At 56.2% G+C, this 15,090-nt stretch carries 9 protein-coding genes; 8 read left to right on the plus strand and 1 reads right to left on the minus strand.

The window, feature by feature from the left end; genetic code table 11:
* Positions 1 to 373 precede the first annotated feature (373 nt).
* Genes ACSC94_RS09460 through ACSC94_RS09475 form a run of 4 tightly spaced genes read left to right on the plus strand, consistent with a single transcriptional unit; the run spans position 374 to position 7,950 of the window.
* Positions 374 to 4,048, plus strand: coding sequence for a tail fiber domain-containing protein (locus tag ACSC94_RS09460; protein WP_435640589.1), 3,675 nt, complete (start codon positions 374 to 376; stop codon positions 4,046 to 4,048).
* Between the two features lie 6 nt (positions 4,049 to 4,054).
* On the plus strand, positions 4,055 to 5,335 hold the full coding sequence (locus tag ACSC94_RS09465; protein WP_435640590.1) for a hypothetical protein: 1,281 nt from the start codon (positions 4,055 to 4,057) through the stop codon (positions 5,333 to 5,335).
* A gap of 16 nt (positions 5,336 to 5,351) precedes the next feature.
* Positions 5,352 to 6,650 (plus strand): hypothetical protein, encoded by a 1,299-nt coding sequence (locus ACSC94_RS09470; RefSeq protein ID WP_435640591.1) that lies wholly within the window; start codon positions 5,352 to 5,354, stop codon positions 6,648 to 6,650.
* Between the two features lie 16 nt (positions 6,651 to 6,666).
* Positions 6,667 to 7,950: a hypothetical protein gene (locus tag ACSC94_RS09475; RefSeq protein WP_435640592.1), complete on the plus strand. Its 1,284-nt coding sequence runs from the start codon at positions 6,667 to 6,669 to the stop codon at positions 7,948 to 7,950.
* 8 nt (positions 7,951 to 7,958) lie between these two features.
* Here the strand turns inward: ACSC94_RS09475 and ACSC94_RS09480 are convergent, their stop codons facing one another.
* Positions 7,959 to 8,837 (minus strand): histidine phosphatase family protein, encoded by an 879-nt coding sequence (locus ACSC94_RS09480; protein ID WP_435640593.1) that lies wholly within the window; start codon positions 8,835 to 8,837, stop codon positions 7,959 to 7,961.
* A gap of 237 nt (positions 8,838 to 9,074) precedes the next feature.
* Here ACSC94_RS09480 and ACSC94_RS09485 point away from each other — a divergent pair, with 237 nt between their 5' ends.
* The 4 genes from ACSC94_RS09485 to ACSC94_RS09500 all read left to right on the plus strand — a co-directional run bounded on the left by ACSC94_RS09485 (position 9,075) and on the right by ACSC94_RS09500 (position 15,062).
* A complete protein-coding gene (locus ACSC94_RS09485; protein ID WP_435640594.1) occupies positions 9,075 to 10,166 on the plus strand; it encodes a ribonucleotide-diphosphate reductase subunit beta in 1,092 nt (363 codons plus the stop codon).
* A 211-nt stretch (positions 10,167 to 10,377) separates the two neighbouring features.
* The gene (locus ACSC94_RS09490; RefSeq protein WP_435640595.1) at positions 10,378 to 12,237 is read left to right on the plus strand and encodes a tail fiber domain-containing protein; all 1,860 of its coding nucleotides are present in this window, start codon (positions 10,378 to 10,380) and stop codon (positions 12,235 to 12,237) included.
* Between the two features lie 136 nt (positions 12,238 to 12,373).
* The gene (locus ACSC94_RS09495; RefSeq protein ID WP_435640596.1) at positions 12,374 to 14,551 is read left to right on the plus strand and encodes a tail fiber domain-containing protein; all 2,178 of its coding nucleotides are present in this window, start codon (positions 12,374 to 12,376) and stop codon (positions 14,549 to 14,551) included.
* Between the two features lie 82 nt (positions 14,552 to 14,633).
* Entirely contained in the window at positions 14,634 to 15,062 is a 429-nt protein-coding gene (locus tag ACSC94_RS09500; RefSeq protein WP_435640597.1) for a hypothetical protein, read from the plus strand.
* The last annotated feature ends 28 nt before the right edge of the window (positions 15,063 to 15,090 follow it).

The raw sequence follows: 15,090 nt of genomic DNA on the forward strand, positions 1-15,090 counted from the left end.
TTTTGCAGCGCACGCAAAAAAGCGCGGAAATCCTTGTAAATTTTGACAAAAACCAAGCGACCCCGTACCATAGTATATGGTTTGCAGGATGAGAATCGTGCGGACCCGGGGACACGAAAATCCCCGTTTGAATCAGCGGCTGGCATCGGCCGTGACTGGTCCCGTTTCGCAAGGAGTGGAAACCAGAGATGCCCTTCTCTCTTTCTTGCGGGGGAATGACATTCTAAATTTTTAAAGGGCCATCGCCGTTTTATAATTGTCTTCACGGCCCCGACGCTGACCTCAAACGGATTTTTCAAAGCACGACTGCACCGTCCCCGTTTAAACGCACCGGTTATTTTGCCGGTGCGGACATTCCGGGGGGATATTTTTGATGCAAAGTCGTTTTGTGCTGCTTGCTTTGGCCAGTGCCGCGCTTTTCATTTTACCGCAATCCGCATATGCGCAGGAAACCCAGCCGGGCGATGCGTGCACCACCAACGGTGCCGTGCGCTCCACCGGCGGTCCCGAACAAATGCCCCGCCGCATGCTGATGTGTAACGGCACGACATGGCAAAGCGCATTGGAACAAACCACCGCTGGCGCGTCCCTCCTGCAAATCGGCAACGATGCCGGGTCCTGCACTACGGCCAAACTGGGCCGCATCCGCTATAACGGCACATCGACGTGGGAATATTGCAACGGAACATCATGGGCCGCATTGGGCGGAGGTAGCACATCCGCCGCAGGTTCCAACAGAGACATTCAATTTAACAGCAGCGGCACCCTTGGCGCATCCAGCACATTTAAATTGATGGCGGATGGGGATTTGCTACTCACCGGAACATATACAGGTACGGCCAGTGTGCCCGTTACTGGCGCGGGCACACGTTTGTTTTTTGATACGCAGACAGCCGCCTTCCGCGCCGGAGAAGTTTCTGGGAACAAATGGGACAGCGCCAATATCGGTAGCTACAGTACCGCCATGGGCTATGACGCCTTGGCCAACGGAATCGCAAGCACTGCCATAGGATTCACTCCCACAGCCAGTGGAATAGGAAGCGTTTCGATTGGTAACAACCCAACCGCATCTGGAACCAACGCAATCGGCATGGGAACGACAAGCATAGCATCAGGAGCATACTCCCTTGCTCTTGGCACATATGCCACAGCGAGTGGAAGCCGCAGCGTATCCATCGGAAGCCTCGCAACCGCCGGTAATGGCACCGCAGGCAGTGGTCAAGGCGACGGGGCGCTCGCTATCGGATTGGTCGATGATGCCGTTACAATTACCACCGCCCCCCAAGTCACCGGGATCCAATCCATGGGAATTTTCATGGGCGATCAGGATGGGCTGGTCCTGTCCACCGCCAACCAAATGAGTCTGTTGGGCGGCAAAATGGTGATTGATTCCACCATTCCCGCCACGAATCTGGTCGCGGATACGGAACTGGAAATCGATGGCACATTGAAAATCGGCAGTGGCGGCGAAGCGTGTGATGCCAACCGCGAAGGATCGATCCAATACCTCGCCGCATCCGACACATTTCAGGTTTGCGCGACGGCAGGAAGCTGGAGCGCGATGGGTGGTGGTGCATCCCTGTCCGCTCTGACCGCAGCAACGGCAACCAACACCATCGCCAATGCCAACTTTGCCCAAAACTGGAATTGGGACACACTGACAACGGGCAATGGTTTGGCGTTGGGATCATCATCCATAACCAGCGGCAACATATTGTCCGTTACGGCATCAAATTCCGCCGCAAACGGTAACGCGATTTACGCGACAAGCAATAGCATTGGTTCGAACGTCGCAACCATCAAAGCGACAATGGGCGGAGCCACCGGGAGTAGCTACGCCATATACGGGTCGAATTTTAGCAGCGCTGGTTATGGCGTGTTCGGTGAGGCAACAGGAAGTGGGGGATCCGGGGTCGGTGTTTATGGCCTGAGCGTCGCAACGACAGGATACGGTGTATATGGTCGCAACATGGCAGGCAGTGGCGCGAATTATGGCGTCTATGGCCAAGCGGCCAGCACCACCGGCTATGGCGGGTATTTCACCAACACGCACGCCAGTGGTGGGTGGGGGATCTATTCCGCCGACGATATCGGCCTCGCCGCCAGCATGTACCTCAACTGGGGCGCAACGCGCGGCAGCACTGGGTACGGTATCCGTGACAACGCTGGCATCATCGAATGTAAAAATTCGGGTGGTGCATGGGAATCCTGCGCGGGCGGTGGTTCCGCCGCCGGGGCCGACCGGGAGATTCAGTTTAATTCTGGTGGCGATTTCGGCGCATCGTCCACGTTCAAACTGATGGCGGATGGCGATTTACTGCTCACTGGAACATATACAGGCACGGCCAGCGCCCCAATCTCTGGCGCAGGGACAAAACTGTTCTTCGACACCCAAAAATCGGCTTTTCGGGCAGGAACAACAAGCGCGCTCGGAGAATGGGATAACGCCAATATTGGAAATTATAGCTTTGCGTCCGGCTGGGGAACGTTCGCCAGCGGTGATACAAGCACAGCGCTAGGCAACACAACGTATGCCAGCGGCGACAATAGTACAACACTTGGAGCGTCAACCGTTGCCACCGGATACGGTGCCACCGCGATGGGTGTCAACACAACCGCGAGCGGCGGTAGCAGCACAACAATGGGGTGGAAAACAATTGCCAGCGGCGAATTCGCCACGGCCTTGGGGAATCAAGTTACAGTCGGGAATGGTACAGCCGGAAGCGGACAGGGCGATGGATCGCTCGCCTTCGGTCTGATTGATAATGCCGTCACCATAACAACCCCGTCCCGGGTCACCGGGATCCAATCCATGGGTATTTTCATGGGCGATCAGGATGGGCTGGTTCTGTCCACCGCCAACCAGATGAGCCTGCTGGGCGGTAAAATGGTGATTGATTCCACCATTCCCGCCACGAATTTGGTCGCGGATACGGAACTGGAAATCGACGGTACATTGAAAATCGGCAGTGGCGGCGAAGCGTGCGATGCCAGCCGCGAAGGATCGATTCAATACCTCGCCGCCTCCGACACGTTCGAAGTTTGCGCCACGGCAGGAGGCTGGAGCGCATTGGGTGGGGGTGGAGCAGCATTGTCCGACCTGACCGCCGCAACGGCCACCAACACAATCAACAACGCCGCCAACACACAAACATGGCAATGGAACAGTTTGACGACAGGGACCGGGATGGCCATATCGTCTTCGTCCCTCACCTCCGGCGACCTGCTGAGCATTTCGAATTCAAACGCTGCCGCAAACGGTAAAGTTTTGAGGGTCAGCTCAAACTCAACACAAAACTTTTCCAACGTCATTTATGCTAGCGCTAGTGGCTTAAGCGGAAGCACCGTTGGCATTTACGGAACCGCCGCCAGTACAAACGGGACGGGCATAGAAGGCTATACGGGCACCGGCGCATCCTCTGGCGTTGGCGTTAAAGGAAGAGCGGGCCACACATCAGGTGCAACACGGGGTGTTTTGGGTGAGGTCAGCAGCACCAGCGGCACCGGAGTATTCGGTAATGCCACCGCCGTCACGGGATCAACCAACGGCGTACAGGGCTATGTTGTCAGCACCACCGGGACCGGTGTACGCGGCACCGCAGCCGCAGCGAGTGGCACCACCTATGGCGTCTATGGTACCTCCGCCAGCTCCGCTGGATATGGCGGATATTTCACCAATACGTCCACGGGCGTTGCCCTGCACGCGGCGGGCGATATTGAATATACTGGCGTATTGCGGGATATGTCGGACATTCGCCTGAAGGACAACGTCACACCGCTGGAGTCTTCTTTAGAGAAAATTACCCAGCTTCAGGGCATTTCCTTCACCATGAAGGACAGCACCGCGCACGACACCGAATATGGTTTTTCGGCGCAGGAGGTGCAGAAAATTTATCCCGACCTGGTCCACAAAGCCAACGATGAAGATGGCACATTGTCGATGAATTACACCGGATTGATCGCCCCGCTGGTCGAGGCTATCAAGGAGCAGCAGAAAGAGATTGAGGCCCTGAAAGCCGAAATTGAAGCCTTGAAAGCGCAGGAATAAACCGCGATGAGAAAAGCGATCCTGTCCGCCGTCATTATTCTGTCCGCCCTGATCCCCACCCACCCAGCATGGGCCGCAGGGGAACAGCCGGGTGATGCCTGCACCGCCGCAGGGCAAACCGTGCGCACATCCGGCCCGGACCAGATTCCATACCGCACGTTGGTGTGTAACGGATCGACATGGACATTATCGGACGAACGCACCACAACAGGGCGAACATTATTCCGCGTTGGCAATGATGCGGCGGCTTGTAACGCAATAAAACTGGGCCGTTTGCGATTCAACACCAGCACAGACAAATGGTCTTATTGCCATGCCAGCACATGGAAAAATTTGGGGCTTGCCACTTGTGAAGTTGGACAAAGCCTTATGCAAGGCGCATCCGCGCCGGAATGCTGCCCTAAAGGCAACGGGACAGTGTGGACCGCGCATTCCGCAGCAGCCGCAAACCAATGGAACGCTGTCACCTATGGCAATGGAATATATGTTGCGGTGGCAAGCTCTGGCAGCGGGCTAAACCGCGTCATGACTTCATCCGATGGCATAACATGGACAATCCGCGCGGCGGCGGAAGCCAATTCCTGGGATGACGTAGCCTTTGGTAACGGATTGTTTGTCGCTGTTGCATGGAGCGGAACAAATCGCGTCATGACTTCACCGGACGGCATCACATGGACGGCCCGCACCCCGCCAGAGGCTAATGGCTGGCAAGGCATCGCTTTTGGTAACGGATTGTTTGTCGCCGTTGCTGGCGATGGAACAAACCGCGCCATGACTTCACCCGATGGGATCACATGGACCGCGCGACCCCTTGGGTCAAATTCGCTTTATGATGTTGCGTATGGAAACGGGTTATTTGTTGTGATCGGGAACGCCGCTCTCTACACCTCGCCCGATGGCATTTCGTGGACCGGGCGATCCATGCCACAACCAAACCCATGGATATCCGTTATATACGGCAATGGAATGTATGTTGCCGTTTCCGCAGGTGGTGGCACACAGAAAATGATGACATCACCCGACGGCATCACGTGGACGGGCCGTATACCGCCATCATCATCAAACGGATGGGTTTCTCTTACATACGGCAATGGGAAATTTCTTGGATTGGCGCAAAGTGGCACGAATAGAGCCATGACATCTTCGGACGGGATTAGCTGGACAACAAACACAAGCATCGAACAGAACATATGGCGCGATGCCGTACACGCCAACGGCGCCTTTACCGCCATATCTTATGACGGTACAAATCGCGTCGCCCGATCCCTTGATACGCCATGTCCGTAATCGTCAGAATGAAAAAATGAAACACACAACCAGACTCAGCTTGATCCTTTTCATCACACTGGCACTGGCACTGCCAACAACGTCGACACGCGCGCAGGAAGAGCAACCCGGCGCGGCGTGTACCCCCAGTGGGAAAATTGTTGAAACCGGTGGGCCGGAACAGATGCCGCGCCGCGTGATGATTTGTAACGGGTCGACATGGCGCACGTTTTTGGAACAAGCTACAGATGGTAAAACCCTGTTCCAGATTGATAACGACACGGGCAGTTGCACCGCCGCGAAGGAAGGCCGCCTGCGCTTTAACGACACAACGAATTTATGGTCTTATTGCCGCAGCAACGCATGGACGGATTTCACCACCCTGCCCACCTGCGCGGTCGGACAAGGCTATGTAATGACCGGATCGGGGTGGGGGTGTTGCCCGGATGGCGCAGCAACGTGGACGCAACAATCCGACTTGCCGGGTGCGGGCGTGGATTACTACCCTTTGGGGCTGGCTTACGGCAATGGTCTTTTTATTGTCACGGGCATGTCTTTTTCTGGTTCCAATCACCTTTTGACATCACCAGACGGGGTCACATGGACGGGAAGAGACCCGGCCAACCCGGATCTCTCATGGCCGTATCTAGACGCAATTTATGCCAATGGAAAATTTGTTGCCGTAGGTGGGGACAACTTTAATACGAGCATCAGCACATCACCCGATGCCATCACATGGACCGAGCAAACAGGCCCCACAGGATATTGGTCAAGCGTTACATATGGAGGCGGCCTTTTCGTTGCGGTTGGTTATGGTGGGGCAGAAGTCATGACGTCACCAGATGGCGTTACCTGGACCGAGCGAACGGGGACAAGCGGCGAATGGTATAATGTTGAGTATGGAAACGGCGTTTTTGTCGCGATCGGCACAACACCCGGCAATATCGCCATGACATCGCCCGATGGCATCAACTGGACAACCCGCACAGTGCCGGATGCGAATTGGAGGTCTTTGGCGTATGGCAACGGCACCTTCGTTGCCGTTGCGGACAGCGGAGCAACAGACCGCGCCATGACATCCACGGATGGCATCACATGGACAACACGGAGCATACCAAGTGACGAATGGAATGGTGTGGCCTATGGCGGTGGACAGTTCATTGCCGTTACAATCAACCAAATATATTCCGTTGCCACATCCCCCGATGGCGTCACATGGACACCACGCACATCCCCATCCGAAGATTTCTACCGCGTCACCGCCAGTGATACATTGGCTCTGGCCTTAGGTGGCGCGGGCGAGGTTATGACGGCCCCCATCACACCATGCCCTTAACAATCAGGACAACACCATGAAATACGTTTTTGCCATGATTGTCTTCCTGCTGGCGCTCTCTTTGAACAGCATAGCCCACGCACAGGAAGCCCAACCCGGTGCGGCGTGTTCCGGGGCGGGCACATCCAGTTGGACCGGCGGGCCGGAACAAATTCCGGGGCGGCTTCTGATCTGTAACGGATCAACATGGCAGGCGGTACAGGAAACGGCAAACACAGGCCGCACATTGTTCCAGAATGATTATGATTCCGGCGCATGCGACAGCACAAAAGACGGACGGTTGCGGTACGACAGTGCGGGGAATGCATGGCATTATTGTTACAATAATACATGGTCCACATTCGGATCGATTCCGAATTGCTCTGTTGGGCAAGGACTGGCCCAGACATCATCCGGGTGGAAATGCTGCCCCAGCGGTCCGGAAACATGGACAGGCCATAACGCCACAGCATCACAACAATGGTATGATATCGCGTATGGCAACGGTAAATTTGTCGCCACGGCCGCGACAGGGTCAAACCGCGTCATGACATCAACCGACGGCGCGACATGGACCGCACATACATCGGCCGATGAAACATCTGGTTGGAACTCCGTCATCTATGGCAACGGACTTTTTGTGGCCATATCAGCGACAGGGACCACCAACCGCATCATGACATCCCCCGATGGCATCAACTGGACCACGCGAACATCACCGGAATCAAGCAACTGGTTTTCGGTGACCTACGGCAACGGATTATTTGTGGCCGTCGCCTATGGCGGCACAAATCGCATCATGACATCACCAGACGGCATCAATTGGACCGCGCGAGCCGCGCCGGGAACAAATGCATGGCGCGCCGTGACCTATGGCAACGGCATGTTTGTAGCCGTTGCCAACACCGGAACGAACAAAATCATGTCATCACCCGATGGCATTAACTGGACTCTGCGCACCGAACCAGAAGCCAACACGTGGTGGGCCGTGACTCACGGTAACGGTCTGTTTGTTGCGCTGTCCTGGGGTGGAACAAACCGCGTCATGACGTCCCCCGATGGTATCAACTGGACATCGCGCGCCGCTGCGGCACAAAATACATGGTACGATGTAACCTATGGCAGTGGGTTGTTCGTTGCGGTTTCCAGCGATGGCACAAACCGCATCATGACATCGCCCGATGGCATCAACTGGACATCGCGCACCGCCGCCGCGGCCAGCACTTGGAAAACCATCGCGCATGGCAACGATACATTTGTTGCCACGTCACTCACCGGAACAACACAGGTCATGCGCTCCGTCATTGTAGGCTGCCCTTAATTTCGAAATTAAACGCCGCCCGGTCCGCGTTTCAAATGATTCGGGAACGGCGGTAAATGGTCGTTGGCGAATAATTTCACCTTTGACAGCGGGTCATTGTTCGCCGCCACGCGCCCCTCACCATCATAAATACGCGTAATGGTCCAGGTGGGGTTGTTGTTGCCGTTGCATTGGGCTGGATCGGGTTTTTCGATCACGAACACGTCGCAATTGCCCGGCGTATTGATGTCTTCATACGCCGACAGTGGTAAATGGAACCAGCGCATCATAAACGCCTTGATCGTGCCACCATGGGCGACGATCATCACGTCATTGTCTGTTTCATCTTTCGCGTGCGCGCGGTGCAGGCTGCCGATAAAATCGGACACGCGCATTTGCACCGCCATCGGTGATTCACCGAAGGGGGGATAGGACAGATACGGGCTGTGTTTATAGACTTGCGCCGACAAGGCGGCGAGGGCCTGAGCAAATTTACGGCGCAGGAAGCCCTTTTGCGCATCAACATAAGCCATCGCGCCGAAGCTATGTTCGACAATACGGGCGTCTTCGCGAATAACGCGTTCACCGACCAGCGCATCATCGCCCATCCCGGTCAGGAGGCCGGACAAGGTCTGGCGCGTGCGCAGGAAAGAGCTGACATAAATTTGCGGCCAGCGTGGGGCATCCAGCGATTCGGCATTCGCACCGACATGCCAGATATGCGGCCAGCGGCCCGGACGATTGCCACGCGCCGGATCATTGAACCAGCCGCGCAGGAACGTGCCCGCATCATGCGCCTGCATCCACCCTTTATCGGTGAGCGGCACATGCGGGTCACCGATGGCGGAATAGGTGTTCCAATCCACGTTGCCCTGGGATTCGCCATGTCTGATCAAAATGATACGCATGGCGGGGAGCATAGCGGGCCACGGATACTATGAAAAGCCATATCAGCTTATCCCCCGTTCTATCCCCGCATTTTGCCAAAAAATCTATATATGGTGTTTATCTATCAAAAAATTCACTATATATTGATTTTCGTGATGTTGTGGACGAGCGGGCGAAAAGACTCGGATTCCACGGTTAATCACGTCACAACTATCCCTGTTCTTCTATCCAAACCGCCAGATCCAAGGAGTACCCTCATGGCCCAGACCGCAGCCCAGCCAACAAGCAATGGCGCGCCCATTGACGATGTGACCAATTCCGCATCCCCCCTGTTGCAGGAACGCCATGTGTATAAGCCGTTTTTGTACCCCTGGTGCTATGAAGCGTGGCTGACGCAGCAGCGCATTCACTGGATCCCGGAGGAAGTGCCGCTGGCCGAAGACGTGCGCGACTGGAAAAACAAACTGACCCCGGCAGAGAAAAACCTGCTGACCCAGATTTTCCGTTTCTTCACCCAATCCGACGTCGAAGTGAACAACTGCTACATGAAGCATTACAGCCAGGTGTTCGGCCCGGTTGAAGTGCAGATGATGTTGTCCGCGTTCTCCAACATCGAAACGGTTCACATTGCCGCCTATTCCCACCTGCTCGACACCATCGGCATGCCGGAAATCGAATATTCCGCTTTCTTGAAATACAAAGAAATGAAGGACAAGTTCGATTACATGCAGGGCGCATCCATGGCATCCCGCCGCGACATCGCCAAAACCATGGCCATGTTCGGCGCGTTTACCGAAGGGCTGCAACTGTTCGCATCTTTCGCCATCCTGATGAACTTCCCGCGCTTCAACAAAATGAAGGGCATGGGCCAGATCGTCACATGGTCGGTGCGTGATGAAACGCTGCACTGCCTGTCCATGATTAAACTGTTCAACGCGTTTATTGCCGAGAACAAAGACATCTGGGATGACGAGCTGAAACGCGAAATCACCGAATCCTGCACCACCATTGTTGGGTTCGAAGACAACTTCATCGACCTGGCGTTTGAATCGGGCGAGATCGAAGGCCTGACCCCGCAGGAAGTGAAGGATTACATCCGCTATATCGGCGACCGCCGTTTGCAGCAGTTGAACCTGGAGCCGGTTTTCGGGATTGATAAAAACCCGCTGCCGTGGATGGACATCATGCTGAACGGTGCGGAACACGCTAACTTCTTCGAAAACCGCGCCACGGAATATTCCCGCGCATCGACCGAAGGCGTCTGGGAAGATGTGTTTGATGATTCCGTCTTCTCCGGCAATTACGGCAAGAAAATCGGCGGCAGCGGCGGCGACAGTTCCGCAGCCTAAGACGTCCGCGTCTTGATTTTTTAAAAACCCCGCCCTTTAAAAAGGCGGGGTTTTTTGCGCCTTTTGGACGCCCGCCCTATCCCAAAGATCGCCCATCCCCAACTTGAAGAAAGACCACCCCCGTACATTTCATTAGAAATGCCTAAAATATTGAATTCCGACGACCTGGTTTCGGGGCCCAATTTTTGGGACAGGCCGAATGGAGCAGTCTTTGTTTCGTTTATTTGTTCTGAGTACATTTTCTATTCTGGCGTTATCGTTCAACGCCCCCTCCGCCCATGCCGCCGAAGCGCAGCCGGGTGATGCCTGTACCATCAATGGCGCGGTCCAACAAACGGGCGGGCCGGAACAAATGCCTCGCCGCACCCTCATCTGTAACGGCACCACGTGGCAAAACGCGCTGGAACAAACCACGGCGGGCGCATCCCTCCTGCAAATCGGTAATGACGCGGGGTCGTGCACCACGGCCAAATTGGGCCGTATCCGTTACAACGGATCGGCAACGTGGGATTTTTGTAACGGCACCAGCTGGATCGGTTTGAGCGGAGCCACCGCCATCTCCGGCCTGACCTCCGCGACCGAAACAAACACCATCAACAACACCACCTATACCCAGAGCTGGGGCTGGAACGGCATCACCACACAAAACGGTTTGGAAATCGGATCCAGCACATTGACCACCGGTACATTGCTGGGGGCCGCCGTCACCAACAGCGCGTCCACCGGCAATGCCATCGGCGCGATCACAAACGCCACCGCCACCGGGGCCACCGCCCTCCGCGCCGTGGTCACCGGGACCACCGGCACCACCGCCGCCGTGGCTGGGGAAAATGCCAGCAATGCGGGTTATGGGGTTTATGGGGCTACCACCGCCACCACCGGCACAACATATGGCGTTTATGGCTTGAACGACAGCAATGCCGGACTGGGGGTTCTGGGCCGCGCCTCTTCTGTATCAGGCACAACATACGGCGTGGTCGGCCAAAGTGACAGCGTGTCGGGCGTCGGCGTGCGCGGTTATGGCAGCGCGGCCACCGGAGGCAATTTCGGTGTCTATGGTCAAACCAACAGCACCGCCGGACATGGCGTTTACGGCACCGCCACCGCAGCAACCGGAACAGTCTATGGCGTTTACGGATCAACCGTCAGCACAGGCGGCCGGGGCGTTTTTGGCGCGGCTACGGCGACCACGGGCGTGACGTATGCCGTTTATGGCGTCAATGCCAGCACCCAAGGTCACGCCGTTGTCGGTCATTCCACCGCCGCGACCGGCACGGCATATGGTGTGTACGGCATCAGCGACAGCACAGCGGGGCTTGGCCTTCACGGTGTGGCCACGGCCACAACGGGAACCACGTTTGGCGCATACGGGCAAAACAACAGCACCACAGGGCGCGGCGTTGGTGGCAATGCCACGGCCACAAGCGGAGTCAATTATGGTGGCTATTTCACATCAGCCAGCACCAACGGCACAGGAGTCGCTGGATATGCCACCGCCGCAACCGGATCCACCTATGGTGGGTTTTTCAACAGTGACAGCACCGGCGGCACGGGCGTCTATGCCTATTCCACCGCTGGCAGTGGGTCCACATTTGGCTTGTATGGTCGGGCACAAAGCGCCGCCGGGTATGGCATTTATTGTTTCAGCGCCACCAACGCCAACGGATGCGGTGGTAACCGCGCCTGGTACAACGCATCGGATGAACGGTTGAAAAAGGATGTTGTGCCCCTGCAGGACGCAGAAGGGTTGGACGCCATTATGCAACTGAACCCCGTTCACTATAAATGGCGTGACACACAGGCCAGTGACCAGAGCGAAATGGGATTCATTGCCCAAGAGGTGGAACAGGTTCTGCCCGAACTGGTCGGCACGGGACCGGATGCGAATATCACCACCGCTGACGGCACCACCGAAACCATCGAACACGCCAAATCCATGAGCTATGCCGGGGTTGTGGTGCCGCTGGTCAAGGCCGTGCAGCAATTGAAAACCGAGAATGATGAATTGCGTAATCAGAATACAGACTTGCTCCGCCGGGTCGAAGCTTTGGAAAAAGCTGCGAGCGAATAAACCTTTTTCCGTCCAAAACTAACCCAAAGATCAGGGTTTAACGCCTTGATTTTGAAAAAAAACACATCACCTCAGTCAAACATGTTTTTTGTAAATCCCTACGACCTGCTTCGGGACGGGCCGCATGGAGTTGAGTGTGTTTCGTTTATTTGTTCTGAGTACCCTTTCTGTTCTGGCGTTATCATTTAATGCCGTCTCTGCTCTTGCTGCCGAAGCGCAGCCGGGCGATGCCTGTGCAATCAATGGCGCGGTTCAGGAAACAGGCGGACCGGAACAAATGCCCCGCCGCACCCTCATCTGTAACGGCACCACATGGCAAAACGCGCTGGAACAAACCACCGCCGGGGCCTCCCTCCTGCAAATCGGCAATGACGCGGGGTCGTGCACCACGGCCAAATTGGGCCGCATCCGGTATAACGGATCAGCCACGTGGGATTTTTGTAACGGCACCAGCTGGGTCAATCTGGGCGGCGCCACCGCCATCTCCAGCCTGACCTCCGCGACCGAAACAAACACCATCAACAACACCACCCATACCCAGAGCTGGGGCTGGAACGGCATCACCACACAAAACGGCCTTGAAATCGGATCCAGCACCCTGACCAGCGGAAACCTCTTGGGAGTATCGGTCAGCAACACATCATCCACCGGACGCGCCTTGGGCGTCATTAACGCGGGCACAGGCACAAACGCCATGGCCATTTATGGTGAAGCATCCGGATCAAGCGGAACCACATACGGTATTTATGGCCGCAACAACAGCACCTCTGGCATTGGTACACTGGGTTACGCCAGCGCCACAACAGGCACAACATCAGGCGTATATGGCCAAAGCCTCAGCAGCACAGGACGTGGCGTTTTTGGATCTGCATCTTCCACCACAGGCTCGAATTACGGTGGATATTTCGTATCACCCAGCACCGGGGGCACAGGCGTGGCCGGGTATGCATCGGCGACAACGGGTGGAAATTATGCCGTTTATGGCCAGACAGAAAGCACATCCGGGCGCGGCGTGCACGGCGTGGCCAACGCCGCCAGCGGTACAACATACGGCGTATCCGGCACATCCGTCAGCGCGGCGGGTTATGGCGGTCATTTTGCCAACACTGCTGGCGGCTGGGGCCTGTATTCCGCCGACGATTTCGGCCTGTCCGCCAGCATGTACATTAACTGGGGCACCACACGCGGTTCCACCGGATACGGATTCCGCGACAATGCGGGCGTGATCCAATGTAAAAATTCCGGCGGGGCATGGGCGAATTGTGTACAGACATCGCTGGCCCTCAACGCCATCACCGCCGCGGCCGCCGCCAACACCATCAACAACGCCGCCAACACGCAAACATGGCAGTGGAACAGCCTGACCACCGGGAACGGGATGATCTTATCCTCCTCCTCTGTGACCAGCGGGCAAATTCTGAATGTCACCGCCAGCAACACGGCCAACACCGGCGAAGCCATTTATGGCGCAAATTCCAGCACCACATCCAATGCATCGGCCATTTACGGTTATGCATCTGGTGCCAGTGGAGCCACCAATGGCGTGGCTGGTGTGAATAACAGCACCACGGGACGCGCCGTGATCGGCAATGCCACCGCCACATCCGGTGCAACCATCGGGGTGTATGGCGTTGCGGCCAGTACAACAGGCAAGGCCATCTATGGCAACGCCACGGCCACCAGCGGCTCAAGCTATGCCGGATTTTTTGAAAATGACAGCGATGGCGGAACGGCCGTTTTGGGCGTCGCCGGTTCAACAACCGGCACAACCGCTGGCGGATCATTTGCAACGGCCAGTCCGAACTCCCGCGCCGTCACCGCCAACGCCGCGGCCACAACGGGAATCAATTACGGTGTCCATGGCCGTTCCGGCAGCAGTGCCGGATTTGGCATTTATTGCGACGCCCCCGCCAACGCCAACGGATGCGGTGGCAACCGTGCATGGTACAACGCATCGGATGAGCGATTGAAAAAGGACATCGTGCCATTGAATGATAACGAAGGGTTGGCCGCGATTATGCAGTTGAACCCCGTCCATTATAAATGGCGCGACCGGGCCGCCGAAGATCAAACGGAAATGGGTTTCCTTGCGCAGGAGGTGGAACAGGTTCTGCCTGAACTGGTGGGCGTTGGCCCGGATACTGAAATCACATCTGATGACGGGGCCAAGGAAACCATCGAAAACGCCCGGTCCATGAGCTATGCCACAATGGTTGTTCCGCTGGTCAAGGCCGTGCAGGAATTGAAGGCCGAGAACGACGATCTGCGCGCCCGTCTGGAAAAACTGGAAGCGCAGCAGGCGAAAAACCCCTGATTTTCCGTCCCTTGCGCGCGTCCAACCATCATCACGAAAAAGTAAGAAATGCCTCCTATGATACAAGTGGAGAGGATTTCGCATGAACAAGAACAACGATTTTAATCAGGTGGTCACACCGACGTTGCAAGCCCAGATCGGGGAGTGGCGCATTTATCACCTGATGGATCACGGGCTGGAAGCGCATGTCTTTATCCCGCGCGATAGCGACCACAAGGGTCTGCGCCCGGATCGTGTGGCCTTTGCCTCACCCGATGCCGGATTGGCCGGGGGCAGCGAAATGCACGATTTCAACCACGACACGATGGACAAGGATGACCGCACATACCTGGCCCATAAAATGATGACGGCGATGCCGCAATCACGCGACCCGCTGGCCATTGTGTTTGTGAACGATCCCGGCCGTTTTGATTTCGACGCCGCCAATGCCGCGCGCTTGATCAATATTGAGCGCAATGTTGTCAAACGCATTGCCTCTGGACTGCATCGGTTTTTTGTTCCGCTTGGATAAGGTGGACACAACAAAAAATCCCGGCTGT

This window comes from Micavibrio aeruginosavorus (genome assembly GCF_051245535.1).
Classification (GTDB): Bacteria; Pseudomonadota; Alphaproteobacteria; order Micavibrionales; family Micavibrionaceae; genus Micavibrio; species Micavibrio aeruginosavorus_D.